Here is a 23,312-nt window from a genome sequence, read left to right as displayed (position 1 = left end):
TCGGTGATCGATGGTGATTCGACGTGCAACAAACATCTGCGCCAGTCTCGTGATCGTTGCCTTCAGCGTTCTCGCCGGGGCAGGTGGCGCATCGAGCGCGGTTCCCTCCCCCATCGATCCTGCAATGCTGCCGGAGGACGGTCCGCCCGCACCTCCACAACCCACCGAACAACGAACCCTGTGCGTCCCAGCCGTGGCAGGTGGTGACGATGCGGACATTCCACGTTCTCAACGAGATCTGGGATTCGATTCTGTGTGGCCGATCACCAGAGGGGCAGGACAGCGAATTGCCGTCATCGACACCGGTGTCAGCAGACATCCCCGGCTGCCGTCGCTCGACGGCGGCGGTGATTACGTCGGTACCTCCGACGGCACCGACGATTGTGACGCACACGGAACTGTCGTGGCCGGTCTCATCGCCGCCCAGCAAGCCGAGGGTTCCGGATTCTCCGGAGCTGCGCCGGACGCACAGATAATTTCGATCAGGCAGTCCAGTGCCGCCTTCTCGGTGGCCGGCCAACGCGAAGACCCTGCTGTAGCCGAGAACTCATCCGGGTACGGAAACGTCGACACCATGGCATCGGCCGTCCGTCACGCTGCGGACATGGGTGCAAGCGTCATCAACATCTCCGAAGTCGCCTGCAAGCCTGCCGGGGACGGGATCAGCGACCAACGACTCGGCGCTGCAATCGAATACGCCACGATCGCGAAGAACGTCGTAGTCGTCGCAGCTGCAGGGAACGTCGGATCCGGAGGTTGCAAGAACCAGAATCCGCCGCCGGATCCCCTCAATCCCCTGGCCGATCCATGGAACTCGGTTGTGACGATTGCCAGTCCGGCTTGGTACGACGACTATGTCCTCACAGTGGGGTCGGTAGACCCCAATGGCGCCGCCAGTTCCTTCAGCCTCGGCGGTCCATGGGTCGACGTGGCGGCGCCCGGCACCGGAATCACCTCACTTCACCCGACGTCGCCCGGTCTGACCAACGGGGTGTACGGCTCCGACGGCGCCGTACAGTCGTTCAACGGGACCAGTTTCGCTGCGCCCCTTGTCGCGGCAACCGCCGCACTGGTCCGGTCGGTTCACCCGGAACTGACTGCGCTTCAGGTCATGCAACGTATCGAAGCCACCGCCCACGCTCCGGCGCAGGGTTGGAATCCCTACGTCGGTCACGGCGTCATCGATCCACTTGCGGCAGTGACGGGCGAATTGGCCCCAGGAGAACGCGTCAAGGTCAACCATCAGTCGGTGTCGATCGATCCCCTACCCACGCCGCCGACCCCCGACAACCGATCTCGCGACACGGCACTCGTCGGAGCCGGAACGGTCGGCACCCTCGCCCTACTCACGCTGTTGGCATCGATGCCTCTTCGTCGAGTAATTCGTCGGCATCTTCCCGAACGCCAGAAAATCGATCCCTGAACCGTCAGCAGTGTTCAGTTCACCGGAGCGGCCGGCGCAGTATCGGGGGCGATTCCGTCGTGAGCTATCAGTGCATTGCTCTTCTCGAGCGCGGGACCTGATGCAAGTAGGTCGAGCATCTGCCAAGGCGCGCGATCAGGCGTTCGCGTCAATCCGAGCGCGCGAGCGGAGGTTTCGTCCGGTACGCCGTACTTCACACCGGTATCGGCTACGTAGAACGCTCCGTCGTGCCTGGTGCTGTTCGTCTCGATTCCGGTCGCTTGAACAAATCCGCCGAATCCCTGTTCGACATGGACGTTGTCGAGATTGTCACCCGATCCGTCCGCCTGCGCCAAGGACACCAACTTGCCACCCTCCGGGATCGGAACCTGCAATCCAGCGACAAGTTTCAGCGTTGCAGAACTACTTTCGGCGCCCTCGACTGCAGGTGAGGGAGCCCATTCCAGACAGCCGACAGGTGCGCCGTGATCATCGACGATCTCCGGAACCACCCGCGGCAACAAGTCGACGGCCAGCTCACTCACCGAGGGAATACGACTGATGGCATCAGGGGTGACGCTCGCGATCCCGCCGGCGCCCTGCGAATCCGAGAAGTAGATCAGTTGGGCGAGCGCCGCACCGATCTTCTGGATCCCGTTCTCGAGTACCACGTAGTACTGCGGGTCCGCACCCACCGAAACCTGGACGACGGAGCCGACAGTCTTGTTCTGCAGAGGAAACCGGGGCGCCGATCCCAGTTGGCGGATTCGCGGAGCCGCGATGCGCGGAACTTCGGGAATCGAATTGAGGAATCCGATACTGATCGGTCGCGCCTGTGCTCCTTCCAGGCCCAAAGCCCGCATGATCGCGGGATCGTCCACATCGATTTCCGCTCGCTTCCCGTCGTACACGAGAAAGTGATCGGAACCCGACTTCACCAGGAATGCACGGTCATTCGTCAGATATGTCGTGTTTTCGCCGACATTGGACGAGCCGACCAGGACCGAAGTCGTCAACGATTTTCTCCCGTCGGATCCGACGGAATCGCACACCGTCCACGCGGCGTTGGTAGGGTCGGCCGATTCCGGCAGCGCGGACGGTGCGCCGGGAATGCCGACGAGCGCGCCCCGGGGTTTCGCCTCGACCTCGGATGCCTTGACTATTGCCGGTTTTCCTGGCGAACCCAGAATCAGTCGTGCGGAGGCCAAGTTCAGCACAGGGCGAAACGTACCCTCCATGGCGACGAACATCGCGCCCGATTCCTTTGCAACGACGATCTCTGCATCGCCGATTCTGTCCTGTGGCCGAAACAGAGCGAGTACAGCGCAACCCGCCAATCCCACTGCAGCGAGGACTATTCCGACGGTGAACGCGCGCGACTGTGATCGCATCGGATCGTGAAGCATCCGCACGTCTCGTCTGACCAGCGCATGTTCCATCCGCCTGACCAAGAATCGGTACCCGTTGACCTGCCAGCGCGTGGTAGGTGTCGCAGCCATCATTCCCCCCGTGCCTTACATCCCCTTGCGAAGACACAGTACAGTTCCGCTGGGGCGGAAATTTTCGGGTAGTTCGCAGGTCAGGTATCGGGGAGGAACCGTGGACCGATCGCGGTTGAAGCATTGGCCGTCGTCACACAGGATTTCGACGCGCGAGTTCGTGCCGGCACAGATTTTCGGAATCGGTGCGGGCGGAATCGCGATGGCCAGTGGGCTCGATTGGTTCTGGGCGCTGGCAATCGGTTGTGTGGTTGCCGGATCAATGCTGCTTCATGTGGGCGGTTGGTCGGTAATGTCCTGGATTGTCAGGTACTTTCGCTATCTGCACCGCAAGGAAGTCGACCGCAGCACGATCGTCAGTTTTCACACTCCCTCCGAGCAGTCCATCGGGCTCCGAGTGGACGGATCTTCGCTCGTCGCTGTCGTCGAGATCGCTCCTCCACGCGACTACCTGACCAGGATCGGCCGTCATTCGTTCGACGCTTCCCACCTTCTGCCCACGGCAGCCCTCGCCAATTGTCTCTATCAGCACGACATCTCACTCACCGGCATCGACATCGTCAGTCACGGATACCGCGCCGCGTCGGGAACGCCGGCCACCGAAGTCTACGAACGTCTCATCGGACCACTACCAGCCACCGCCACCAGAAGTGTTTGGCTTGCACTACGTTTCGACGCGCTGGAGGGTGGTGCAGCAGTCGAACGCCGGGGCGGGGGCGAACAGGGCGCCGGCCGCGCGATAGCTGTTGCCGCCAATCGTGTCATCCGGGTGCTCGATTCAGCGGGGTGCAAGGCGCGGATCCTGACCGCACCGGAGATCGCGTCGTCCACTGCCCAGGTGACAAGAGGAGTGGCCGGCCACGAGGTCACCGAAACGTGGCGAAGTACCCCCTTGCCTGGCGTGTCCAACGTCGGATTTGGGATCGAACCCCGTTTCATCACCACTGCGACCCTGACCCGAGTGTGGGCAGTGGCAACGGTCGGGACGTCCGTGACAATTCGGTTACGACCCACCGGACAACGCGGAGAGGCGAAGGTCAGTGCGACATGTCGCTTCACCACGCGCAATCCACCTGAGAACGCACCGCTGGCCGGTTTGGTCTCGCTACGTGGGCGCCAGCGCGACGGATTGCTGACCAACTTGCCAACCGCATTGGCCGCGCTGGACGGCATCACGCCGGACGTTCGCATGGACGGGGGTGCACTCGACTCACTCGCTCTACCCCTTGCCGGGTGCGGCCAACTCATCGGCTCGGACCGAAACGGGCACGGTGTCGCGGCCAGAATTTCGGGGCCGGGCGTCAACACCGTTCTTGTCGCCGGCGAACTCTATCTGGCTCAGCAGTTGATCTTTCGAGCCATCGCGACCGGCGCACTGGTACTCGTCCACACCGATCGACCTCAAGCGTGGACCGCGCTCACCGACTCGATGGGAGTGCCTGACCGACTCCGCGTGTCCGGGCAGGGCGGTGGGCCTGAGGGCGCCTTCAACACTGTCGTGTTCGACGGCGTCGAGGGGTTATCTCCGCGTGCCGGCGTGACCGCAATCTATGTGTACGGACATCCACGCCAATGGCCTCGGATCGACCCTGAAATCTCGATAGTCCAGCCATTCGCACTCGGTGACAAGATCACGGTCGAAACCGGCCGTACACGCGTCGACCTGACTCTGGTGACCATCGCTTCCGAGACATCGTTCATCGGCCGTCCACGAGCCGGCGACGCTCACCAGATGGCGTGATCACGTATGTCCAAGATCAGCCGGGATAGGGATCACTTGCACGTTGCATCCGCAATCCGCTTCCCCACCAATCCAATTCACGAATCATCTTCTCGCTTGCATCGATCGCAATCGAATCGACGCCGTACGGCTCGTGTCCGAATTGCTTACGCACCCGGTGGATGGTCACGCTTTGACGCACCGAGACCATGTGCAACTCCGCCACCACTTGCCTCATTTGCTCGACGGCCCGAACACCACCTGAAATCCCGCCGTAGGACACGAATCCGATCGGCTTGGCACGCCACTCGTGTTTCACCGAATCGAATGCGGTCTTGAGAGCAGCCGGATACCCGTGGTTGTATTCGGAGGTCACGGCGACAACAGCGTCGGCGCGCCCGATTCGCCGGCGGAAAACCTCCGTGGCAGGTGAATCAGAGAAATCCTGGGGCAACGACAGCTCTCTGAGGTCGATCACCGATACGTTCCACGACGGGTTCGCGGTTGCGCGCTCGACAAACCAGTCCGCCACTGCTCGTCCCATTCGCCCCTCGCGGACCGAACCTACGATGACTTCGACGTTCAAAGGTGCCATGAACGTCGATGCTAGCGACTGATCACGCAGTGATCCCGTCCGTGATGAGTGCTGCCAGTTCCCGATAAGCGCTGGCATCGTCCAGACCAGTTGCCCGGTAGACCGCGCGTTGCTGAATCCGAACCATCGTCGCCGCAGCGGCATCGGCGACAAATGATGCGTGTACCTGCCGGAATGCGCCCGAATCGACTCCCTCGACGATGAGCGATCGCACACGATCAGCAGCGATCGACGTGTTCGTCTCGTAGACCTGGCTCGCCGACACCGATTCGGCCAGGTCTTCCATGAACTGACTGGACGCCGCGGACAGCCGATCACCCACTGCTTCGAGATACACCGCGACTCGACGAGGCGGGGCCGTTTCGGCGGCGACTGCACTCTCCACTGCATCGGTCGCCGCCCGGAAGAAGTGCACTGTCACAGCCCGCACCAGATCCTCTTTGCCGGCCGCCACGGTGTACAAGGTGCTCTTGGAGCAGTGCAGACGAGCTGAGATCTCGTCGAGCGTGAGGTGGGCGAAACCCTCGCTCAAGAACAGTTCGACCAGTTGATCGAACAACTCTGCCCTGCGCGCAGTCGTCTTGTGAACCAGCCTTGCCATACCTACGACAGTACTGCAGTATCGTTCTCAGTACTATTACCTAGCTAGGAGCCGACCGTGCCCGTCGAACGCCTGATGCCCAGCCAAGAAGCTCGCGATCTCATCGAACTGACGCGTGATGTCGCGGACAAGGTACTCGCGCCCAAGGTCAACGAATACGAGAAGGCCGAGAAGTATCCAGACGGAGTGTTCCCCGCACTCGGACAGGCGGGTCTGCTGAGCCTTCCGTATCCCGAGGAGTTCGGCGGCGGCGATCAGCCGTACGAGGTGTATCTCCAAGTGCTCGAAGAGATCGCCTCACGCTGGGCAGCGGTTGCAGTGGCGGTGAGCGTGCACAGCCTGTCGTGCTTCCCGCTGTTCACCTTCGGCACCGACGAACAGAAGAACCGCTGGCTACCGGACATGCTGGGCGGCAACACCATCGGCGCGTACAGCCTTTCCGAAGCGCAGGCCGGATCCGACGCCGCCGCGTTGTCGTGCAAGGCGACGCCCACCGACGGTGGCTACCGCGTCAACGGTTCGAAAGCCTGGATCACCAACGGCGGCAAGGCGGACTTCTACAACCTCTTCGCACGCACCAGTGACGACGGTTCACGCGGCGTCTCCTGCCTCCTGGTGGACAAGGACACCGAAGGCCTCATCTTCGGAAAACCCGAAGAGAAGATGGGGCTACGCGCGGTTCCCACTGCCTCCGCGAACTACGACGACGCCTTCATTCCTGAGGAGCGATTGATCGGTCAGCGCGGCCAGGGGCTGCCGATTGCCTTCAGCGCTCTCGACTCCGGCCGACTCGGAATCGCTGCCGTTGCCGTCGGAATCGCTCAAGGCGCGCTCGACGACGCGGTCGCTTACGCGAAGGAGCGCAAGGCATTCGGCAAGCGGATCATCGATCACCAGGGACTCGGTTTCGTGCTCGCGGACATGGCTGCCGCAGTCGACTCCGCGCGAGCCACCTACCTCGATGCAGCCCGCCGCCGCGACGCCGGAGTTCCGTATTCACGCAACGCGAGCGTCGCCAAGCTCGTGGCCACCGACGCGGCAATGAAGGTCACCACCGACGCCGTTCAGGTATTCGGCGGGTACGGATACACCCAGGACTTCCCCGTCGAGCGCTACATGCGCGAGGCCAAGATCACGCAGATCTTCGAGGGCACCAACCAGATTCAGCGATTGGTCATCGCGCGCCAACTGGCGGGATAGCCCCCCCGATACGAATGCCCTCCCACACAGAGTGGGAGGGCATTTTGCATGGTGATGTTCAGTCGCCGCAGCATCCACCCGAAGACGGAATCTCGCGGGTCTCACGGGTAATCGCGTTGCGGGCAGCCAGTTCCGAGTAGTCGGGGTAGTCCACGCGGACCAACGAAAGTCCGTGCGCCGGAGCAACGAGGATGGAACTGGATCGCGACGTTTCGTCGAGCAACCCTGCCACCCAGTCGGCGGTGCGCCGTCCCTCACCGACGGAGAGGACTGCGCCGACAAGACTGCGAACCATCGACCAGCAGAACGCATCGGCATTCACGTACGCCGTGAACACCGTGCCCTCTTGGGTCCAGTCGAAACGCTGCAGCTCCCGCACCGTCGTGGCGCCTTCTCGACGCTTGCAGAATGCCGCGAAGTTGTGCAGACCCAGCAGCCGATTCGACGCTTCCTGCATCGCTCCGAGATCGAGTGGTTTGGGATACGAGACGGTGTCGCGTGCGCGTAGTGGTTCCACTCCGAACGCCGCGTTGGTCACCCGGTACTCGTAATAGCGTCGCATCGCGGAGAAGCGCGCATCGAAGTCACCCGGAACCACCGATATCTGTTTGACCCGAACGTCCTTGGGCAGAAATCGTGCAAGTCTGCGCACGAGTCGCGACGGATCGTCCGGGAGCAACTCTCCCGGAACGTCGACGTGCGCTACCTGACCGGTGGCGTGGACACCGGCGTCGGTTCGACCGGCAACGGTCAACTGAACCGGGTGTCGAAGCACCGTTCCCAACTTGTCTTCGATCTCACCGCACACGGTGCGCAGATCGGTCTGGCGGGCCCAACCCGAGAAGTCGGTGCCGTCATAGGAGATGTCGAGCCGCAATCGAACGAGCCCGCCGTCCCCGATGGGGGCGGCGGGCTCGTTCGATTCAGCGTGTGCCGAAACCAAGGGAGACTAGTCCTTCTTGGCCTCTTCGGCCTCGGGAGCGTCGGCCGCAGTTGCGGTCTCGTCCTCGATGGCCTCGACGACTGCGTCAGCGTTCTCGACCTCAGCGTCGGTCGCGTCGGCCTCTACGGCCTCGACGACGTTCTCTGCGGCGGGAGCTTCCTGCGAGGACTTGACGCGACGAGCGCGGTCAGCCTCGGAGGTGACGGTCTTTTCCTTGACGAGCTCGATGATTGCCATCGGAGCGTTATCACCCTTGCGGGGGATCGTCTTGATGATGCGGGTGTATCCACCGTTACGGTCCGCGTAGAACGGGCCGATCTCGGCGAACAGGGTGTGAACGACATCCTTGTTGCGGATGACCTTCAGCACCTCACGACGGTGAGCCAGCGTGCCGGCCTTTGCGTGCGTGACGAGCTTCTCGGCGTAGGGGCGCAGTGCCTTGGCCTTGGACTCGGTGGTGGTGATGCGACCGTGCTCGAAGAGCGCGGTAGCCAGATTGGCGAAAATCGCCTTCTGGTGGGAAGCCGACCCGCCGAAGCGGGCACCCTTCTTGGGCTTGGGCATGATGATCTCCTAGTAAAGGACCTGAGCTGCTACAGCTGTTCGGTCTCGGCGTAGTCCTCGGTACCTTCGGCATCGCCGAAGGAACCGGCATCAGTGTCACTCCACGTTCCGGTGGCGGCGTCGTAGCCGGCAACGGTGGTGGGATCGAAGGATGCGGGGCTGTCCTTGAGGGACAGGCCGAGCGAATGCAGCTTGACCTTGACCTCGTCGATGGACTTCTGTCCGAAGTTGCGGATGTCGAGCAGATCGGACTCGGTACGGCCGACAAGCTCACCGACGGTGTGAACACCTTCGCGCTTGAGGCAGTTGTAGGAGCGGACCGTGAGGTCCAGATCCTCGATGGGGAGTCCGAAGGAAGCGATGTGATCGGCCTCGGCAGGCGAGGGTCCGATCTCGATTCCTTCTGCTTCGACGTTCAGCTCACGGGCCAGGCCGAAGAGCTCAACCAGGGTCTTGCCCGCCGAAGCGAGCGCGTCCCGTGCGGTGATGGAGTTCTTCGTTTCCACGTCGAGAACGAGCCGATCGAAGTCGGTGCGCTGTTCGACGCGAGTGGCCTCCACCTTGTAGGTGACCTTGAGCACCGGCGAGTAGATCGAGTCGACCGGGATACGGCCGATCTCTGCGCCGGACGCCTTGTTCTGAACGGCGGGGACATAGCCGCGACCGCGCTCGACTACGAGCTCGATCTCCAGCTTTCCCTTGTCGTTCAGGGTGGCGATGTGCAGATCAGGGTTGTTCACGGTGACGCCTGCCGGGGGCACGATGTCGCCTGCAGTAACAGCGCCGGGGCCCTGCTTGCGGACGTACATGGTGACCGGCTCGTCCTCTTCGGAGTTCACGACGAGGCCCTTGAGGTTCAGGATGATGTCGGTGACATCTTCCTTCACGCCCGGGACGGTGGTGAACTCGTGGAGAACGCCGTCGATACGGATGCTGGTGACAGCAGCGCCGGGGATCGACGAGAGCAGCGTGCGGCGCAGCGAATTGCCGAGCGTGTACCCGAAACCTGGCTCCAGGGGCTCGATGACGAACTTCGAGCGGTTATCAGCGATGACCTCTTCGGTCAGCGTGGGTCGCTGAGAAATGAGCATTGGTATTTCCTCCTGTACGGACGTCCACTATTTGACGCCCACGATGGGAAAGGGCCTGCGGCCCTGTGAGTGGTTGAGGAGTCCGGAGACTCCTCAACCACTCACGGGGTGCGAAGCGCCTTACTTCGAGTAGTACTCGACGATGAGCTGTTCCTGCAGAGCAATGTCGATCTGCGCGCGCTCGGGAAGCTGGTGAACCAGGATCCGCAGACGCGAGCCGACAACCTGCAGCCACCCGGGAACCGGGCGATCGCCGACGGTCTCACGCGCAACCTGGAACGGAAGCGTGGAGAGCGACTTCTCCTTGACATCGATGATGTCGTACTGCGAGACGCGGTAGCTCGGGATGTCGACCTTCTTGTTGTTCACGAGAAGGTGACCGTGCGTGACCAGCTGACGTGCCTGACGGCGCGTGCGAGCGAGGCCTGCGCGGTACACGACGTTGTCGAGACGCGACTCGAGGATGCGAAGCAGGTTCTCGCCGGTCTTGCCGGGGCGGTTGTTCGCCTCCTTGTAGTACAGGCGGAACTGCTTCTCCATGACGCCGTAGGTGAAGCGAGCCTTCTGCTTCTCCTGCAGCTGGAGCAGGTACTCGCTCTCCTTGATACGCGCGCGGCCGTGCTGTCCGGGCGGGTACGGGCGACGCTCGAATGCCTGGTCGCCTCCAACGAGGTCGACGCGCAGACGACGCGACTTGCGGGTGATGGGTCCGGTATAACGTGCCATTTTCTTCTACCTATCCTTCCCGCTATACCCGACGCCGCTTGGGCGGACGGCAGCCGTTGTGCGGCTGGGGGGTTACATCGGAAATGGTGCCGACCTCGAGGCCAGCGGCCTGGAGGGAACGGATTGCGGTCTCGCGACCGGATCCCGGTCCCTTGACGAAGACGTCAACCTTCTTGACACCGTGCTCCTGCGCCTTACGGGCAGCGCTCTCAGCAGCAAGCTGAGCGGCGAAGGGAGTCGACTTACGCGAACCCTTGAAGCCGACGTGTCCCGAAGACGCCCAGGAAATGACATTTCCGGCGGGGTCCGTGATGGACACGATGGTGTTGTTGAAGGTGCTCTTGATGTGAGCGGCGCCGTGCGGGATGTTCTTCTTATCCCTGCGACGCGTCTTCTGGGTCTTCTTCGGACCGGTGCTACGTGACTTCGGGGGCATTACTTCGCCTTCTTCTTGCCGGCAATGGTGCGCTTCGGACCCTTACGGGTACGGGCGTTGGTCTTGGTGCGCTGACCACGCACGGGCAGACCACGACGGTGGCGCAGGCCCTGGTAGCAGCCGATCTCGATCTTGCGACGGATGTCGGCCTGAACCTCGCGGCGAAGGTCACCCTCGACCTTGAGCGACTCCTCGATGTACTCGCGGAGCTTTGCCAGGTCCTCGTCCGAGAGGTCCTTGCTCCGGAGATCCGGGCTGACGCCGGTGGCGTCAAGGATTTCCTTGGAGCGGGTACGGCCGATGCCGTAGATGTATGTCAGTGCGATCTCCATGCGCTTTTCGCGAGGAAGATCAACACCAGAGAGACGTGCCATGGTGGCATTTCCTTATCGGTGTGCGGAGGTCTGCTCCCAGCCCTTCCCCTGTGCCTCTTGCCGAGTACCGACGCCCGAAGGCGCAGATGATCTCATCAACTAACTCAGTGGGGCCCCGGCCTCCGTGCCGGGGGTGAACCATTGTCCGACCTTGGCGATCGGTGAACGATCGCGTGGGGTCTCGTCAACAATGGCTGGTACTGGGAGGTCTTCTTTGCTTGTTGCCAAGCAGATCTTCGAAAAGCTAGATCTAGCCCTGACGCTGCTTGTGACGCAGGTTCTCGCAGATCACCATGACTCGACCGTTACGGCGAATCACTTTGCACTTCTCGCAGATCTTCTTGACGCTCGGCTGAACCTTCACGTCTTCTGATCTCCTGTTTTGTCGCAGCCCGCCGCGATGAACCGCGGCAGACATACTTCTCCCTGACCCAGGTCAGGTCCGGGAAGTTCGTTACTTGTAGCGGTAAACGATGCGTCCGCGCGACAAATCGTAGGGCGAGAGCTCTACGACAACGCGATCTTCCGGGAGGATGCGAATGTAGTGCTGACGCATCTTTCCGCTGATGTGGGCGAGGACCTTGTGGCCATTCTCGAGCTCAATGCGGAACATCGCATTGGGCAGCGGCTCGACTACTCGTCCTTCGACCTCGATGGCCCCGTCTTTCTTAGCCATATCCTCCGCGATCCGTTTGGTTTGGCATGCTTCGTGCATCGGCTTCCGTTACATTGGCACGCAATGGAAAGATCGTCGGCAGTTCGAAAGCCCGATCCCGGAGCGATCCAGGCGTAGGCACACGAACTATCGACGCGCATAGCGCACCGCCTAGCCATGTTACGCGATGTAAACGACCAGGCCAAATGCGCCTCCGGTCAGGGTGACGACACACACCGCTCCCCCACCGAAAAAGTCCCAGCCTCGAAATGAGGCTGGGACTTCTCGAACATGAATCATGCTCGCTGCCAACACTTGTCAGCGACTGTGTCGACTACTCCGGCCGGAGTGTCAGAATCCGCGGACCGTCTTCGGTCACTGCGACAGTGTGTTCCCAGTGCGCCGCACGGGACCCGTCGGTCGTCACAACGGTCCAGTCGTCGTCGAGAATCACCGTGTCGGTGGTGCCGAGCGTGAGCATCGGCTCAATCGCCAGGCAAGATCCGACAACCAGTTCAGGACCCTTACCCGGGGCACCTTCATTGGCGAGGAACGGATCCATGTGCATTTCCCGGCCGATTCCGTGTCCGCCGTATCCGTCGACGATGCCGTAGGAACGACCGTGCAACTTCTCGGCGGCATGAGTACCGACCTCGATCGCGTGCGAAACATCCGTCAGACGGTTGCCGGCGATCATTGCCGCGATCCCGGCTTCCATAGAAAGCCGAGTGGCTTCGCTGAGCTCCTGATCGGCGACGCTGATCTCACCGACACCGAACGTCCAAGCGGAGTCACCGTGCCATCCGTCGAGGATCGCGCCACAGTCGATGGAAACCAGGTCGCCTTCAGCCAGGATGTCCTGAGCTGAAGGGATTCCGTGAACGACGCGATCGTTGACCGAAGAGCAGATCGAGCCGGTGAAGCCGTGGTACCCGAGGAACGAGGGCACGGCGCCGGCGTCACGAATGACGGATTCAGCGACCGCGTTCAATTCCAAAGTGCTGACACCGGGCTTCGCCGCAGCGCGAACCGCCACCAGAGCCGAACCCACGATGGCGCCGGCAGCAGCCATCGCGTCGAGTTCGCCCGCGGAGCGGAACGGAACAACCTTGCGTTTGCGCCCGAAGACCATTACTTACCCAACGCTGCCAGTGCGCGAGCGTTGACCTCTTCGACCTCGCCGATCGCGTCGACGGAGACGATGCTGTCCTTGTAGTAATCGAACAGCGGTGACGTCTCGTCGCGGTAGACCCGGAGTCGGTTGCGAATGACGTCCTCGGTGTCGTCTGCACGACCGCGGGCGAGCATACGCTCGACCACGATGTCCTCGTCGACGACGAAGGAGAGGACACCGTCGAGCTTGGTGTCGAGATCCTTCAAGATTCCCTCGAGTGCCTGAGCCTGTTCGACCGAGCGCGGAAATCCGTCGAGAAGGAAACCGTTTGCTGCGTCCGGTTCTGCGACGCGAGCCTTCACCATGTCGTTGGTGATCGAGCTCGGTACGAGTTCGCCGGCGTCGATGTACTTCTTTGCTTCCACACCGAGAGCGGTGGCCTGACCGATGTTCGCGCGGAAGAGATCACCCGTGGAGATATGGGGAACGCCGAACTTCTCGGACAAGATAGCGGCCTGGGTGCCCTTGCCGGCACCGGGAGGACCAAGGAGGACAAGTCTCACTTGAGGAACCCTTCATAGTTACGCTGCATTAGCTGACTCTCGATCTGCTTCACGGTGTCCAGGCCGACGCTGACCATGATCAGCACCGCGGTGCCACCGAACGGCAGGTTCTGCGCGCCGCCGCCATTCCCGATGTCGAGGAACAGGTTGGGCAGAACAGCAATGGTGCCGAGGTAAATCGCACCCGGAAGGGTGATGCGACTCAGCACGTAGTTGAGGTAGTCCGCGGTCGGCTGACCGGGTCGGATACCGGGGATGAAGCCGCCGAACTTCTTCATCTCGTCGGCGCGCTCTTCGGGATTGAAGGTGATGGCGACGTAGAAGTACGTGAAGAAGACGATCAGGCCGAAGTAGATCGCGATGTACACCGGGTTGGCCGGATTCACCAGGTAGGTGTTGATGAGGCGCTGCCACCAACTGGGGTCGACCGCTGTACTGGCCGAAGTCAGCTGTGCAATCAAGTTCGGGAGGTACAGCAGTGAAGACGCGAAGATCACCGGGATGACGCCGGCCTGGTTCACCTTCAGAGGCAGGTACGTCGAGGATCCGCCGTACATCTTGCGTCCGACCATCCGCTTCGCGTACTGCACCGGGATACGACGCTGACCCTGCTCGACGAAGACGACACCGGCGATGATCAGCAGCGCTGCGAGGCAGACGAAGGCGAAGACCAGCGGACCACGGCTGTCGAGGATTGCCTTGCCCTCGCTCGGGATACGCGATGCGATACCGGCGAAGATGAGGAGGGACATGCCGTTGCCGACGCCACGTTCGGTGATGACCTCGCCGAACCACATGACCATGGCAGCACCGGCAGTCATGACCAGCACGATGATGACAAGACCGAAGATCGACTTGTCGGCGATGATGTCGTCACAGCCCTGGAGCAACTGTCCGCGTGCCGCAAGAGCGACGATGCCGGTCGACTGCAGGATTGCCAGAGCAATGGACAGGTAACGCGTGTACTGCGTCATCTTGGCCTGGCCGGACTGGCCTTCTTTCCGAAGTTCCTCGAACTTCGGAATCACCACGGTCAGGAGCTGCACGATGATGCTCGCCGTGATGTACGGCATGATGCCGATCGCAAAGATCGACATCTGCAGCAGAGCGCCGCCGGAGAACAGGTTGATCAGCGAGTAGATACCTGCTGAGTCACCGGAGTTGGCGATATCGATGCACTGACGCACACGGCCGTAGTCGACACCTGGGGACGGGATGAGAGCGCCGACCCGATACAGAGCCACCAAGCCGAGGGTGAAGAGGATCTTCCGCCTCAGGTCTGGGGTCCTGAGGGCCGAGACGAAGGCGGAAAGCAAAGATCCTCCTGGCACGACGGTAGGGAGACAGATCGTTTTGACCTGTCGAACTTTTGAACTCTAACAGTGAGCATTTGGGAACTAGGCGGGCAGACCACGAAAACCGGGTAAGCCGAAGATACATTTGCCACTCGGTGACCAGAATACTGGCCCGTCCGAGCATGCACGACCAATCTGTGACACGACCTCGTACCTGTGACACGACCTCGTAGACGCCGATGGCCGCACCGCAGCAAACGCTGCGCTGCGGCCATCGGACTAGCTACGCGTGATCACTCACAGCTCGGTGGCGGAACCACCGGCAGCAGCAATCTTTTCCTTGGCGGAACCGGTGAACTTGTCGACGGTCACCTGAACGGCAACTGTCAGTTCGCCGTCGCCCAGAACCTTGACGAGCTGGTTCTTGCGGACTGCGCCCTTGGCGACGAGATCCTCGACCGTGATTGCTCCACCTTCGGGGAACAGACGGGCGATGTCGCCGACATTGACGACCTGGTACTCGACGCGGAACGGGTTCGTGAAGCCCTTGAGCTTGGGCAGACGCATGTGAAGCGGCATCTGTCCACCCTCGAAGCCCACGCGCACGGTGTTACGTGCCTTGGTGCCCTTGGTACCGCGACCTGCGGTCTTACCACGCTTGCCGCCCTCACCGCGTCCAACACGAATCTTGTTGGACTTGGATCCCGGAGCGGGGCGCAGGTGGTGCAGTTTGATGGTCATGGTTAGACCTCCTCAACTGTTACGAGGTGGCGCACCACGTTGATCAGACCGCGGTTCTGTGCGTTGTCCTCACGAACAACGGTCTGACGGATGCCCTTGAGACCCAGCGTGCGCAGAGAATCCTTCTGGTTCTGCTTGGTCCCGATGATGCTCTTGATCTGAGTGACCTTGAGATCTGCCATTACTTCACACTCCCAGCAGCCTGTGCGCGAGCGCGAAGCATGCCGGCGGGTGCAACCTCTTCGAGGGTGAGGCCGCGGCGAGCCGCAACTTCCTCGGGACGCTGCAGACCCTTGAGCGCAGCAACGGTCGCATGCACGACGTTGATGGCGTTGTCGCTACCGAGCGACTTCGACAGGATGTCCGCGATACCAGCGCACTCCAGCACGGCGCGCACAGCGCCACCGGCGATAACACCGGTACCGGGGCTTGCCGGGCGAAGCATGACGATGCCGGCAGCAGCCTCACCCTGAACGGGGTGAGTGATGGTGTTGGCGATCATCGGGACGCGGAAGAAGCTCTTGCGAGCCTCCTCGACACCCTTCTGGATGGCCGCGGGAACTTCCTTGGCCTTTCCGTAGCCGACGCCGACCAGTCCGTTGCCGTCTCCGACGATCACCAGAGCGGTGAAGCTGAAGCGACGACCACCCTTGACGACCTTGGAAACGCGGTTGATCGTGACAACGCGCTCGATGAACTGTGACTTCTCCGCAGCGTTTCCGCCACGGCCACCGTCGCGACGGTCACGGCCGCCACCACGGTTGTCCCCACGAGCGTTGCTGTTGTCACCGCTGTTGGGGCCATTCTGTCCGGCGGGTCCGCTTCCGCCGTCACGCCTTTGACGTCCCGGCATCAGGCTGTCCTTCCGTTGAAAATGTTGGTCATCAGAACTTCAACCCGCCTTCGCGAGCCGCGTCTGCCAGGGCCGCGATGCGACCGTGGTAGCCGTGTCCGCCGTGGTCGAAGACAACTGCTTCCACGCCGGCAGCCTTGGCGCGCTCGGCGATCAGCTGACCGACCTTCGCGCTCGCAGCCTTCTTGTCGCCTTCTGCCACGCGCACGTCTGCTTCGATGGTCGACGCGGAGGCCAGGGTGTGGCCGGCCAGGTCGTCCACGAGCTGGACGTGGATGTGGCGCGAGGACCGGTTGACGACCAAGCGGGGACGCTCGGGCGTGCCGGAGACCTTCTTGCGGAGACGGAAGTGACGACGCGTCTTCGAGAGACGACGCTTGGTGGACGCATCCTTGCCCAGCGGAATCCGCTTGGCTTTCTGGTTTGCAGTCTGGCTCATATCACTTACCCGTCTTTCCGACCTTGCGGCGGATCTGCTCACCCTCGTAACGCACGCCCTTACCCTTGTACGGGTCCGGACGACGGAGACGACGGATGTTGGCCGAGATCTGCCCGACCTTCTGCTTGTCGATGCCGGACACCGAGAACCGGGTGGGCGACTCGACGACGAAGGTGATGCCTTCAGGAGCCTCGATCGGCACCGGGTGGCTGAAGCCGAGCGCGAACTCGAGGTCCTTGCCCTTCAGTGCCACACGGTAACCAACACCGTGGATCTCCATCTTCTTCGTGTAACCCTCGGTGACACCGGTGATGATGTTCGCAACCAGGGTCCGCGACAGACCGTGCAGCGCGCGGCTACGACGCTCGTCGTCGGGGCGCGTGACGCTCAGCGAGCCGTCCTCTGCCTTTTCGATTGCGATGGGCTCGGAGATGGTCAGCGCGAGGGTGCCCTTGGGACCCTTGACGGTGACATCCTGGCCGCTGATCGTGACGTCAACGCCCGCGGGGACGGTGACCGGAATCTTTCCAATACGCGACATTGTGGTGGCCTCCCTTACCAGACGTAGGCGAGGACTTCCCCGCCTACTCCTTGATTGGCCGCCTGGCGATCGGTGAGCAGACCGGACGACGTGGAGATGATGGCCACGCCGAGGCCTCCGAGGACCTTGGGCAGGTTGGTGGACTTCGCGTAAACCCGGAGACCGGGCTTGGAAACGCGACGCACGCCGGCGAGGCTACGCTCGCGGCTGGGACCGTACTTCAGATCGACGATGAGGGTCTTGCCGACCTCTGCGTCTTCGGTACGGAAATCGGAGATGTAGCCCTCGCGCTTGAGGATCTCGGCGATGTTCGCCTTGATCTTCGAGTGGGGAAGCTTCACCTCATCGTGGTACGCCGTGTTGGCGTTGCGCAGACGCGTCAAGAAGTCTGCGATGGGGTCAGTCATGGTCATAGGTCGACCTCGACACCTTTCTCGCTGTGGTTCCCATGCAACACCGGACGAATCCGATCGTGGGCCTCCAGCAATTCGGCTGGGCCGTCCGACTTGTGTCAGACGGCGTAAGTTACCGCACCGAGCTGAACGCATGCGTCAGCCACGGCAACCGCTCTAGTGTAGGGAACTTTGGCGCAGGTGTCCACCGGGATCCCATGTCGCCTCCCCCACTGCCGCCCGAAGGATGCGATCGGGAAGCTATCGACGCACCCCGAAATCTGAACTGCTCGTTCGGCACCGAAGAACGACACCGACGAACGATGATCGCTTTCAACCAGAGTCGCAGCGGGGCAGTTCTTTTCAGGATCGGCACGATTCACATCTCGATGAAAACCACGAATGGGCGTGGGTTCCAAAGGAACCCACGCCCATTCACATGCGTGGTGTGACGAAGCCCGAGGGCCTCAGATCACCAAGAGCTCTTGCGAACTCCGGGAAGCTCGCCGGCGTGAGCCATCTCGCGAACGCAGATACGGCACAAGCCGAACTTGCGGAACACCGAGTGCGGGCGACCGCACCGCTGGCAGCGGGTGTAGGCGCGAACCGCGAACTTGGGCTTCTTGTTGGCCTTGTTGACCAATGCCTTCTTAGCCATGCGCTCAGTTCTCCTTGAACGGGAAGCCGAGGTGCTTGAGCAGTGCACGGCCTTCTTCGTTGTTGGTTGCGGTGGTCACGACGGTGATGTCCATGCCGCGGGGGCGATCGATCTTGTCCACGTCGATCTCGTGGAACATCGACTGCTCGTTGAGGCCGAACGTGTAGTTGCCGTTGCCGTCGAACTGGTTGCCCGAGAGACCGCGGAAGTCGCGGATACGGGGCAGAGCGACAGACACGAGGCGGTCCAGGAACTCCCACATGCGGTCACCACGGAGGGTGACGCGTGCACCGATGGGCATACCTTCGCGGAGCTTGAACTGCGCGATGGACTTACGTGCCTTGCGGATCTCGGGCTTCTGGCCCGTGATCAGCGACAGGTCATGGACAGCGCCGTTGATCAGCTTGGCGTCACGGGCAGCGTCGCCGACGCCCATGTTGACGACAACCTTGACGACGCCGGGGATCTGCATGACGTTCGAGTAGTCGAACTCGCTGTTGAGCGCGTCCTTGATCTCAGCGCGGTAGCGTGCCTTGAGGCGCGGCTGGACCTTGTTTTCGGTGGAGGTCATGTCAGATGTCCTTCCCGTTCTTCCGGGAAATCCGAACGCGCTTGCCGGACTCTTCGTCGGTGCGGTAGCCCACGCGGGTGGGGTTTCCGTCCGAGTCGACGACTGCAACGTTGGAAACGTGGATCGGGGCTTCCTGCGTGACGATGCCGCCGGAGGATGCTCCGCGCTCGTTCGCGGAAACCGCGGTGTGCTTCTTGATTCGGTTCACGCCTTCGACGAGGACCTTGTCGGTCGCGGGGTAGGCCTGAATGACCTTGCCCTTCGCGCCCTTGTCCTTGCCGGCGATGACCAGAACGGTGTCACCCTTGTGCACCTTCATCACAGCACCTCCGGGGCAAGCGAAACGATCTTCATGAACTTCTTCTCGCGCAGCTCACGGCCGACGGGTCCGAAGATGCGGGTTCCACGGGGATCACTGTCAGCCTTGATGAGCACTGCAGCGTTCTCGTCGAACTTGATGTAGGAACCGTCCGGACGACGGCGCTCCTTGGTCGTGCGAACGATGACGGCCTTGACGACCTCACCCTTCTTGATGTTTCCACCGGGGATTGCGTCCTTGACGGTGGCGACGATGACGTCACCGATCCCGGCGTAGCGACGTGACGAACCGCCGAGAACGCGGATGCAAAGGATTTCCTTGGCACCCGTGTTATCAGCGACGCGAACTCGCGACTCCTGCTGAATCACTTGATCTCCCTAGACCTGGAATTTCGTGCGCAACGGATTACCGACCCGGTGCGCGCGGTCATTGTTGCCACCTGCGTCGTGTCTGAGCTGCAGTCCCACCGACTGACGTCGGGAGACGATCACTGCAAGCACCGTTCGAGCTGCGCACGTGAAGACACACCTCTGCCACAGGCAACCGTTCTATTGTAGGGAAGGGTTCACCGAATACCAAATCAGCCGTACTCGACGCAACTCGAACCCTTCGCCCGGAAAGCCCCGAAAGCCCCCGGAAAGCCGAATGGCCCACTCCCCCAAGGGGAAGCGGGCCATTCGGTGATACTCGATCAGCTCGAGGATTCGATCAGGCTTACTTGGCCTTTTCGAGGACCTCGACCAGACGCCAGTGCTTCGTCGCGGACAGCGGACGGGTTTCCATCAGCTGAACGCGGTCGCCGACGCCGGCAACGCCGTTCTCGTCGTGCGCCTTCACCTTGGTCGTACGGCGGATGATCTTGCCGTAGAGCTTGTGCTTGACGCGGTCTTCGAGCTCGACCACGATCGTCTTTTCCATCTTGTCGGACACGACGTATCCGACACGGACCTTACGGCTCGCGCGCTCTTCTGTGCTCACTGCTTTTTCCTCACTCATGCCGCGTCACCTGCATCCGGACCCACAGCGAGTCCGAGCTCACGCTCACGCAGGACGGTGTAGATGCGCGCGATCTCGTGACGAACGGTGCGCAGTCGTCGGTTGTTGTCCATCTGGCCGGTAGCCATCTGGAAACGAAGGTTGAAAAGCTCTTCCTTCGACTCACGGAGCCGGGTGACCAGCTCGTCTTCACTGAGCTCGCGGAGCTCTGCTGCTGGGGTTCCAGTAGCCATCAGAACTGCTCCTCTCTGGTCACGATCCGGCACTTGCACGGGAGCTTGTGCATCGCGCGGCGCAGGGCCTCACGAGCAATCTCCTCGTTGGGGTATGTCATCTCGAACAGAACGCGTCCGGGCTTGACGTTGGCAATCCACCACTCGGGCGAACCCTTACCGGAACCCATTCGGGTTTCGGCCGGCTTCTTCGTGAGGGGGCGATCCGGGAAGATGTTGATCCAGATCTTGCCGCCACGCTTGATGTGCCGAGTCATGGCGATACGAGCGGACTCGATCTGCCGGTTGGTGATGTAGGCAGGCTCGAGAGCCTGGATGCCGTAGTCACCGAAGGTCACCTGGGTACCGCCCTTGGCGGCACCCGAACGGCTCGGGTGGTGCTGCTTGCGGTGCTTGACCCGCCGTGGGATCAACATGCGTCAGCCCTCCTGATTCTGTTCAGTTGCGGGAGCATCGGCGGTTGCGGTCGCTGCGCGGCCGGCCTCGGTGCTGGTCGCAGTGGTACCGGTGGCACCGGAACGACGCGGACGGCTCGGACGCTCACGACGCGGGCGATCCCCGGCCGGTGCGGCCGTGTTGGCGGCGAGCTCACGCTTGCCACCGACGATGTCGCCCTTGTAGATCCAGACCTTGACGCCGATGCGACCGAAGGTGGTCTTGGCCTCGTAGAGGCCGTAGTCGATGTCCGCACGAAGCGTGTGCAGCGGCACACGGCCTTCGCGGTAGAACTCCGACCGGGACATCTCGGCGCCGCCGAGACGACCGGAGCACTGAACGCGGATTCCCTTGACGTTGGGCTGACGCATGGCCGACTGGATGGCCTTGCGCATTGCACGACGGAAGGCAACGCGGTTCGAGAGCTGCTCGGCCACACCCTGTGCGACGAGCTGTGCTTCAGCTTCTGCGTTCTTGACCTCGAGGATGTTCAGCTGAACCTGCTTGCCGGTCAGCTTCTCGAGCTCGGAGCGGATGCGATCGGCTTCGGCGCCGCGGCGGCCGATGACGATGCCCGGACGTGCAGTGTGGATGTCCACGCGAACACGGTCACGGGTGCGCTCGATTTCGACCTTCGCGATTCCTGCGCGCTCCATGCCGGTGGCGAGGAGCTTACGGATCGCGACGTCTTCCTTGACGTACTCCGCGTACTGCTTGTCTGCGTACCAGCGAGACTTCCAGTCGGTGGTGATGCCGAGACGGAAGCCGTGCGGGTTGATTTTCTGGCCCACTACTGAGCACTTCCCTTCCGGCGATTACGGGTCGATGTTCCGGTCTTCGGCAGGCTCTCCACGATCACGGTGATGTGACTGGTGCGCTTGCGAATACGGAACGCACGTCCCTGTGCACGCGGCTGGAACCGCTTGAGGGTCGCGCCCTCGTCCACGAACGCCGTAGCAACGACAAGCGTGCTGGGGTCGAGGTCGAGGTTGTTCTCGGCGTTGGCTGCTGCGGAGGCGATCACCTTGGCGACCGGCTCGCTCGCTGCCTGCGGCGCGAACTTCAGGATGTTCAGGGCGTCTTCAACCGAGCGCCCGCGGACCAGGTCCACAACTCGACGTGCCTTCATCGGCGTAACGCGAACGTGCTTCGCTACAGCCTTGGCAGTCGGGTTGGCGGTTTCGGTGTTGCTCATCGCCTCTTCGCCTTCCGATCATCCTTGATGTGACCCTTGAACGTGCGGGTCGGTGCAAACTCTCCGAGCTTGTGTCCGACCATGGAGTCGGAAACGAACACGGGGACGTGCTTGCGGCCGTCGTGAACTGCAAACGTGTGGCCGATGAAGTCCGGGATGATTGTCGAACGACGGGACCAGGTCTTGATGACCTGCTTGGTTCCCTTTTCGTTCTGTACATCCACCTTCGCGAGGAGGTGGTCATCGACGAACGGGCCCTTCTTAAGGCTGCGTGGCATCCTTCACTCCCTCCTAGCGCTTGTTCTTGCCGGTGCGGCGGCGACGGACGATCATCTTGTCGCTTGCCTTGTTCTTGCGGGTACGGCCTTCAGGCTTACCCCACGGGCTGACCGGGTGGCGTCCACCTGAGGTCTTGCCCTCGCCGCCACCGTGCGGGTGGTCGACCGGGTTCATCACGACACCACGAACGGTCGGGCGCTTGCCCTTCCAACGCATACGGCCGGCCTTGCCCCAGTTGATGTTCGACTGCTCGGCGTTGCCGACCTCGCCGACGGATGCGCGGCAGCGCACGTCGACGCGACGGATTTCACCGGAAGGCATACGCAGCGTGGCGTAGCTGCCTTCCTTACCGAGGAGCTGGATACTGGCGCCTGCGGAACGAGCCATCTTGGCTCCGCCGCCGGGACGCAGTTCCACACCGTGGATGGTGGTACCAGTCGGGATGTTGCGCAGCGGCAGGTTGTTGCCCGGCTTGATGTCGGCGCCTGCACCGGACTCGACCGGTGAACCCTGCACCAGGCCCTTGGGGGCGATGATGTAGCGCTTCTCACCGTCTGCGTAATGCAGGAGTGCGATGTTTGCTGTGCGGTTGGGGTCGTACTCGATGTGAGCGACCTTTGCCGGGATGCCGTCCTTGTCGTTGCGACGGAAATCGATCAGTCGGTATGCACGCTTGTGTCCGCCACCCTTGTGACGGGTGGTGATACGACCGTGTGCGTTACGTCCACCGCGACCGTGCAGCGGGCGAACCAGCGACTTCTCGGGGGTCGACCGAGTGATCTCGGCGAAGTCCGAGACGCTCGAGCCACGACGGCCCGGTGTTGTCGGCTTGTACTTACGGATTGCCATGAGTCTTCTCGTCCTCTATGTCTCGTCAAGTCC

At 62.0% G+C, this 23,312-nt stretch carries 34 protein-coding genes; 3 read left to right on the top strand and 31 right to left on the bottom strand.

The genetic code is table 11. The features are described 5' to 3' along the window. The first annotated feature begins 10 nt into the window (after nucleotides 1-10). Nucleotides 11-1,423, top strand: a complete 1,413-nt coding sequence (gene mycP / locus QRN54_RS07040; protein ID WP_285181789.1) for a type VII secretion-associated serine protease mycosin — start codon at nucleotides 11-13, stop codon at nucleotides 1,421-1,423. Nucleotides 1,424-1,437: 14 nt separating this feature from the next. Here mycP and eccB read toward each other — a convergent pair whose 3' ends face one another. Further along, nucleotides 1,438-2,904 carry a type VII secretion protein EccB gene (gene eccB / locus QRN54_RS07035; protein ID WP_285181788.1) on the bottom strand — a complete coding sequence of 489 codons (1,467 nt, stop codon included), beginning with the start codon at nucleotides 2,902-2,904 and terminating at the stop codon, nucleotides 1,438-1,440. 97 nt (nucleotides 2,905-3,001) lie between these two features. On the opposite strand from eccB, the gene eccE reads away from it, so the two are divergent. Next, on the top strand, nucleotides 3,002-4,642 hold the full coding sequence (gene eccE, locus QRN54_RS07030) for a type VII secretion protein EccE (protein WP_285181787.1): 1,641 nt from the start codon (nucleotides 3,002-3,004) through the stop codon (nucleotides 4,640-4,642). Nucleotides 4,643-4,658: 16 nt separating this feature from the next. On the opposite strand, the gene QRN54_RS07025 is transcribed toward eccE, so the two are convergent. Continuing rightward, a complete protein-coding gene (locus tag QRN54_RS07025) occupies nucleotides 4,659-5,216 on the bottom strand; it encodes an NADPH-dependent FMN reductase (RefSeq protein WP_285181786.1) in 558 nt (185 codons plus the stop codon). A 22-nt stretch (nucleotides 5,217-5,238) separates the two neighbouring features. Continuing rightward, nucleotides 5,239-5,817, bottom strand: a complete 579-nt coding sequence (locus QRN54_RS07020; protein WP_285181785.1) for a TetR/AcrR family transcriptional regulator — start codon at nucleotides 5,815-5,817, stop codon at nucleotides 5,239-5,241. 57 nt (nucleotides 5,818-5,874) lie between these two features. Here QRN54_RS07020 and QRN54_RS07015 point away from each other — a divergent pair, with 57 nt between their 5' ends. Then, nucleotides 5,875-7,017, top strand: a complete 1,143-nt coding sequence (locus QRN54_RS07015; RefSeq protein WP_285181784.1) for an acyl-CoA dehydrogenase family protein — start codon at nucleotides 5,875-5,877, stop codon at nucleotides 7,015-7,017. A gap of 58 nt (nucleotides 7,018-7,075) precedes the next feature. Here the strand turns inward: QRN54_RS07015 and truA are convergent, their stop codons facing one another. From truA to rplB, 28 genes are all read right to left on the bottom strand, one after another. Then, nucleotides 7,076-7,960 carry a tRNA pseudouridine(38-40) synthase TruA gene (gene truA, locus QRN54_RS07010; protein ID WP_007728581.1) on the bottom strand — a complete coding sequence of 295 codons (885 nt, stop codon included), beginning with the start codon at nucleotides 7,958-7,960 and terminating at the stop codon, nucleotides 7,076-7,078. Between the two features lie 6 nt (nucleotides 7,961-7,966). After that, nucleotides 7,967-8,524 (bottom strand): 50S ribosomal protein L17, encoded by a 558-nt coding sequence (gene rplQ / locus QRN54_RS07005; RefSeq protein ID WP_007728580.1) that lies wholly within the window; start codon nucleotides 8,522-8,524, stop codon nucleotides 7,967-7,969. 29 nt (nucleotides 8,525-8,553) lie between these two features. Continuing rightward, nucleotides 8,554-9,615, bottom strand: coding sequence for a DNA-directed RNA polymerase subunit alpha (locus QRN54_RS07000; protein ID WP_003941016.1), 1,062 nt, complete (start codon nucleotides 9,613-9,615; stop codon nucleotides 8,554-8,556). Between the two features lie 120 nt (nucleotides 9,616-9,735). Next, nucleotides 9,736-10,341 (bottom strand): 30S ribosomal protein S4, encoded by a 606-nt coding sequence (gene rpsD, locus QRN54_RS06995; protein ID WP_003940769.1) that lies wholly within the window; start codon nucleotides 10,339-10,341, stop codon nucleotides 9,736-9,738. 22 nt (nucleotides 10,342-10,363) lie between these two features. Further along, complete coding sequence (gene rpsK / locus QRN54_RS06990; RefSeq protein WP_003940683.1) at nucleotides 10,364-10,777, bottom strand: 30S ribosomal protein S11; 414 nt, start codon at nucleotides 10,775-10,777, stop codon at nucleotides 10,364-10,366. Further along, nucleotides 10,777-11,151, bottom strand: a complete 375-nt coding sequence (gene rpsM, locus QRN54_RS06985) for a 30S ribosomal protein S13 (protein ID WP_003940834.1) — start codon at nucleotides 11,149-11,151, stop codon at nucleotides 10,777-10,779. The genes rpsK and rpsM overlap by 1 nt, the downstream gene beginning before the upstream one ends. A 250-nt stretch (nucleotides 11,152-11,401) precedes the next feature. Further along, nucleotides 11,402-11,515: a 50S ribosomal protein L36 gene (gene rpmJ / locus QRN54_RS06980; RefSeq protein WP_003938068.1), complete on the bottom strand. Its 114-nt coding sequence runs from the start codon at nucleotides 11,513-11,515 to the stop codon at nucleotides 11,402-11,404. Nucleotides 11,516-11,605: 90 nt separating this feature from the next. Continuing rightward, nucleotides 11,606-11,827, bottom strand: coding sequence for a translation initiation factor IF-1 (infA, locus tag QRN54_RS06975; protein ID WP_003418601.1), 222 nt, complete (start codon nucleotides 11,825-11,827; stop codon nucleotides 11,606-11,608). A gap of 313 nt (nucleotides 11,828-12,140) precedes the next feature. After that, on the bottom strand, nucleotides 12,141-12,938 hold the full coding sequence (gene map / locus QRN54_RS06970) for a type I methionyl aminopeptidase (RefSeq protein WP_003940806.1): 798 nt from the start codon (nucleotides 12,936-12,938) through the stop codon (nucleotides 12,141-12,143). Further along, the gene (locus QRN54_RS06965; RefSeq protein ID WP_003940868.1) at nucleotides 12,938-13,483 is read right to left on the bottom strand and encodes an adenylate kinase; all 546 of its coding nucleotides are present in this window, start codon (nucleotides 13,481-13,483) and stop codon (nucleotides 12,938-12,940) included. Before QRN54_RS06965 ends, map begins: the two co-directional genes overlap by 1 nt. Beyond that, complete coding sequence (gene secY / locus QRN54_RS06960) at nucleotides 13,480-14,799, bottom strand: preprotein translocase subunit SecY (RefSeq protein WP_003940773.1); 1,320 nt, start codon at nucleotides 14,797-14,799, stop codon at nucleotides 13,480-13,482. Before secY ends, QRN54_RS06965 begins: the two co-directional genes overlap by 4 nt. Nucleotides 14,800-15,075: 276 nt before the next feature. Continuing rightward, nucleotides 15,076-15,519 (bottom strand): 50S ribosomal protein L15, encoded by a 444-nt coding sequence (gene rplO / locus QRN54_RS06955; protein ID WP_003940829.1) that lies wholly within the window; start codon nucleotides 15,517-15,519, stop codon nucleotides 15,076-15,078. A gap of 2 nt (nucleotides 15,520-15,521) precedes the next feature. Continuing rightward, nucleotides 15,522-15,701 (bottom strand): 50S ribosomal protein L30, encoded by a 180-nt coding sequence (rpmD, locus tag QRN54_RS06950; RefSeq protein ID WP_003940751.1) that lies wholly within the window; start codon nucleotides 15,699-15,701, stop codon nucleotides 15,522-15,524. Next, the gene (gene rpsE / locus QRN54_RS06945; protein WP_003940718.1) at nucleotides 15,701-16,372 is read right to left on the bottom strand and encodes a 30S ribosomal protein S5; all 672 of its coding nucleotides are present in this window, start codon (nucleotides 16,370-16,372) and stop codon (nucleotides 15,701-15,703) included. Before rpsE ends, rpmD begins: the two co-directional genes overlap by 1 nt. Before the next feature lie 31 nt (nucleotides 16,373-16,403). Further along, nucleotides 16,404-16,811, bottom strand: coding sequence for a 50S ribosomal protein L18 (gene rplR / locus QRN54_RS06940; RefSeq protein WP_003940996.1), 408 nt, complete (start codon nucleotides 16,809-16,811; stop codon nucleotides 16,404-16,406). Nucleotide 16,812: 1 nt separating this feature from the next. Continuing rightward, nucleotides 16,813-17,352 (bottom strand): 50S ribosomal protein L6, encoded by a 540-nt coding sequence (rplF, locus tag QRN54_RS06935; RefSeq protein WP_003940970.1) that lies wholly within the window; start codon nucleotides 17,350-17,352, stop codon nucleotides 16,813-16,815. 14 nt (nucleotides 17,353-17,366) lie between these two features. Continuing rightward, nucleotides 17,367-17,765, bottom strand: a complete 399-nt coding sequence (gene rpsH, locus QRN54_RS06930; RefSeq protein ID WP_003940873.1) for a 30S ribosomal protein S8 — start codon at nucleotides 17,763-17,765, stop codon at nucleotides 17,367-17,369. Between the two features lie 451 nt (nucleotides 17,766-18,216). Next, nucleotides 18,217-18,402 carry a type Z 30S ribosomal protein S14 gene (locus tag QRN54_RS06925; protein ID WP_003940698.1) on the bottom strand — a complete coding sequence of 62 codons (186 nt, stop codon included), beginning with the start codon at nucleotides 18,400-18,402 and terminating at the stop codon, nucleotides 18,217-18,219. Nucleotides 18,403-18,406: 4 nt separating this feature from the next. Then, complete coding sequence (gene rplE / locus QRN54_RS06920) at nucleotides 18,407-18,973, bottom strand: 50S ribosomal protein L5 (RefSeq protein ID WP_003940924.1); 567 nt, start codon at nucleotides 18,971-18,973, stop codon at nucleotides 18,407-18,409. Nucleotide 18,974: 1 nt separating this feature from the next. Then, nucleotides 18,975-19,292 carry a 50S ribosomal protein L24 gene (gene rplX / locus QRN54_RS06915; protein WP_003941019.1) on the bottom strand — a complete coding sequence of 106 codons (318 nt, stop codon included), beginning with the start codon at nucleotides 19,290-19,292 and terminating at the stop codon, nucleotides 18,975-18,977. Then, complete coding sequence (rplN, locus tag QRN54_RS06910; RefSeq protein WP_003940951.1) at nucleotides 19,292-19,660, bottom strand: 50S ribosomal protein L14; 369 nt, start codon at nucleotides 19,658-19,660, stop codon at nucleotides 19,292-19,294. Before rplN ends, rplX begins: the two co-directional genes overlap by 1 nt. A gap of 346 nt (nucleotides 19,661-20,006) precedes the next feature. Next, nucleotides 20,007-20,288, bottom strand: coding sequence for a 30S ribosomal protein S17 (rpsQ, locus tag QRN54_RS06905; protein WP_003941020.1), 282 nt, complete (start codon nucleotides 20,286-20,288; stop codon nucleotides 20,007-20,009). After that, nucleotides 20,285-20,521, bottom strand: a complete 237-nt coding sequence (gene rpmC, locus QRN54_RS06900; RefSeq protein WP_003940734.1) for a 50S ribosomal protein L29 — start codon at nucleotides 20,519-20,521, stop codon at nucleotides 20,285-20,287. Before rpmC ends, rpsQ begins: the two co-directional genes overlap by 4 nt. Next, nucleotides 20,521-20,937, bottom strand: a complete 417-nt coding sequence (gene rplP / locus QRN54_RS06895) for a 50S ribosomal protein L16 (RefSeq protein ID WP_003940899.1) — start codon at nucleotides 20,935-20,937, stop codon at nucleotides 20,521-20,523. The genes rpmC and rplP overlap by 1 nt, the downstream gene beginning before the upstream one ends. 3 nt (nucleotides 20,938-20,940) lie before the next feature. Then, nucleotides 20,941-21,747: a 30S ribosomal protein S3 gene (gene rpsC / locus QRN54_RS06890; RefSeq protein WP_003941003.1), complete on the bottom strand. Its 807-nt coding sequence runs from the start codon at nucleotides 21,745-21,747 to the stop codon at nucleotides 20,941-20,943. Beyond that, on the bottom strand, nucleotides 21,747-22,151 hold the full coding sequence (rplV, locus tag QRN54_RS06885) for a 50S ribosomal protein L22 (protein WP_003940717.1): 405 nt from the start codon (nucleotides 22,149-22,151) through the stop codon (nucleotides 21,747-21,749). Before rplV ends, rpsC begins: the two co-directional genes overlap by 1 nt. Next, a complete protein-coding gene (rpsS, locus tag QRN54_RS06880; RefSeq protein WP_003940820.1) occupies nucleotides 22,148-22,429 on the bottom strand; it encodes a 30S ribosomal protein S19 in 282 nt (93 codons plus the stop codon). Before rpsS ends, rplV begins: the two co-directional genes overlap by 4 nt. A 13-nt stretch (nucleotides 22,430-22,442) precedes the next feature. Beyond that, on the bottom strand, nucleotides 22,443-23,279 hold the full coding sequence (rplB, locus tag QRN54_RS06875) for a 50S ribosomal protein L2 (protein ID WP_003940895.1): 837 nt from the start codon (nucleotides 23,277-23,279) through the stop codon (nucleotides 22,443-22,445). Between the last annotated feature and the right edge of the window lie 33 nt (nucleotides 23,280-23,312).

The organism is Rhodococcus sp. MEB032 (assembly GCF_030208925.1).
In the GTDB taxonomy this organism is placed as follows: domain Bacteria; phylum Actinomycetota; class Actinomycetes; order Mycobacteriales; family Mycobacteriaceae; genus Rhodococcus_F; species Rhodococcus_F qingshengii.
The sequence above is the reverse complement of the archived record's forward strand: the minus strand, read 5'-3'. Positions and strand labels throughout refer to the sequence as shown.

Coding starts and splice junctions, on each gene's coding strand:
- mycP (WP_285181789.1), top strand. CDS start 11: ATGGTGATTCGACGTGCAACAAACATCTGCGCCAGTCTCGTGATCGTT.
- eccB (WP_285181788.1), bottom strand. CDS start 2,904: ATGATGGCTGCGACACCTACCACGCGCTGGCAGGTCAACGGGTACCGA.
- QRN54_RS07025 (WP_285181786.1), bottom strand. CDS start 5,216: ATGGCACCTTTGAACGTCGAAGTCATCGTAGGTTCGGTCCGCGAGGGG.
- QRN54_RS07020 (WP_285181785.1), bottom strand. CDS start 5,817: ATGGCAAGGCTGGTTCACAAGACGACTGCGCGCAGGGCAGAGTTGTTC.
- rplQ (WP_007728580.1), bottom strand. CDS start 8,524: ATGCCCAAGCCCAAGAAGGGTGCCCGCTTCGGCGGGTCGGCTTCCCAC.
- QRN54_RS07000 (WP_003941016.1), bottom strand. CDS start 9,615: ATGCTCATTTCTCAGCGACCCACGCTGACCGAAGAGGTCATCGCTGAT.
- rpsD (WP_003940769.1), bottom strand. CDS start 10,341: ATGGCACGTTATACCGGACCCATCACCCGCAAGTCGCGTCGTCTGCGC.
- rpsK (WP_003940683.1), bottom strand. CDS start 10,777: ATGCCCCCGAAGTCACGTAGCACCGGTCCGAAGAAGACCCAGAAGACG.
- rpsM (WP_003940834.1), bottom strand. CDS start 11,151: ATGGCACGTCTCTCTGGTGTTGATCTTCCTCGCGAAAAGCGCATGGAG.
- infA (WP_003418601.1), bottom strand. CDS start 11,827: ATGGCTAAGAAAGACGGGGCCATCGAGGTCGAAGGACGAGTAGTCGAG.
- map (WP_003940806.1), bottom strand. CDS start 12,938: ATGGTCTTCGGGCGCAAACGCAAGGTTGTTCCGTTCCGCTCCGCGGGC.
- rplO (WP_003940829.1), bottom strand. CDS start 15,519: ATGACCATCAAACTGCACCACCTGCGCCCCGCTCCGGGATCCAAGTCC.
- rpmD (WP_003940751.1), bottom strand. CDS start 15,701: ATGGCAGATCTCAAGGTCACTCAGATCAAGAGCATCATCGGGACCAAG.
- rpsE (WP_003940718.1), bottom strand. CDS start 16,372: ATGCCGGGACGTCAAAGGCGTGACGGCGGAAGCGGACCCGCCGGACAG.
- rplR (WP_003940996.1), bottom strand. CDS start 16,811: ATGAGCCAGACTGCAAACCAGAAAGCCAAGCGGATTCCGCTGGGCAAG.
- rplF (WP_003940970.1), bottom strand. CDS start 17,352: ATGTCGCGTATTGGAAAGATTCCGGTCACCGTCCCCGCGGGCGTTGAC.
- rpsH (WP_003940873.1), bottom strand. CDS start 17,765: ATGACCATGACTGACCCCATCGCAGACTTCTTGACGCGTCTGCGCAAC.
- QRN54_RS06925 (WP_003940698.1), bottom strand. CDS start 18,402: ATGGCTAAGAAGGCATTGGTCAACAAGGCCAACAAGAAGCCCAAGTTC.
- rplE (WP_003940924.1), bottom strand. CDS start 18,973: ATGACCTCCACCGAAAACAAGGTCCAGCCGCGCCTCAAGGCACGCTAC.
- rplX (WP_003941019.1), bottom strand. CDS start 19,292: ATGAAGGTGCACAAGGGTGACACCGTTCTGGTCATCGCCGGCAAGGAC.
- rpsQ (WP_003941020.1), bottom strand. CDS start 20,288: ATGAGTGAGGAAAAAGCAGTGAGCACAGAAGAGCGCGCGAGCCGTAAG.
- rpmC (WP_003940734.1), bottom strand. CDS start 20,521: ATGGCTACTGGAACCCCAGCAGCAGAGCTCCGCGAGCTCAGTGAAGAC.
- rplP (WP_003940899.1), bottom strand. CDS start 20,937: ATGTTGATCCCACGGCGGGTCAAGCACCGCAAGCAGCACCACCCGAGC.
- rplV (WP_003940717.1), bottom strand. CDS start 22,151: ATGAGCAACACCGAAACCGCCAACCCGACTGCCAAGGCTGTAGCGAAG.
- rpsS (WP_003940820.1), bottom strand. CDS start 22,429: ATGCCACGCAGCCTTAAGAAGGGCCCGTTCGTCGATGACCACCTCCTC.
- rplB (WP_003940895.1), bottom strand. CDS start 23,279: ATGGCAATCCGTAAGTACAAGCCGACAACACCGGGCCGTCGTGGCTCG.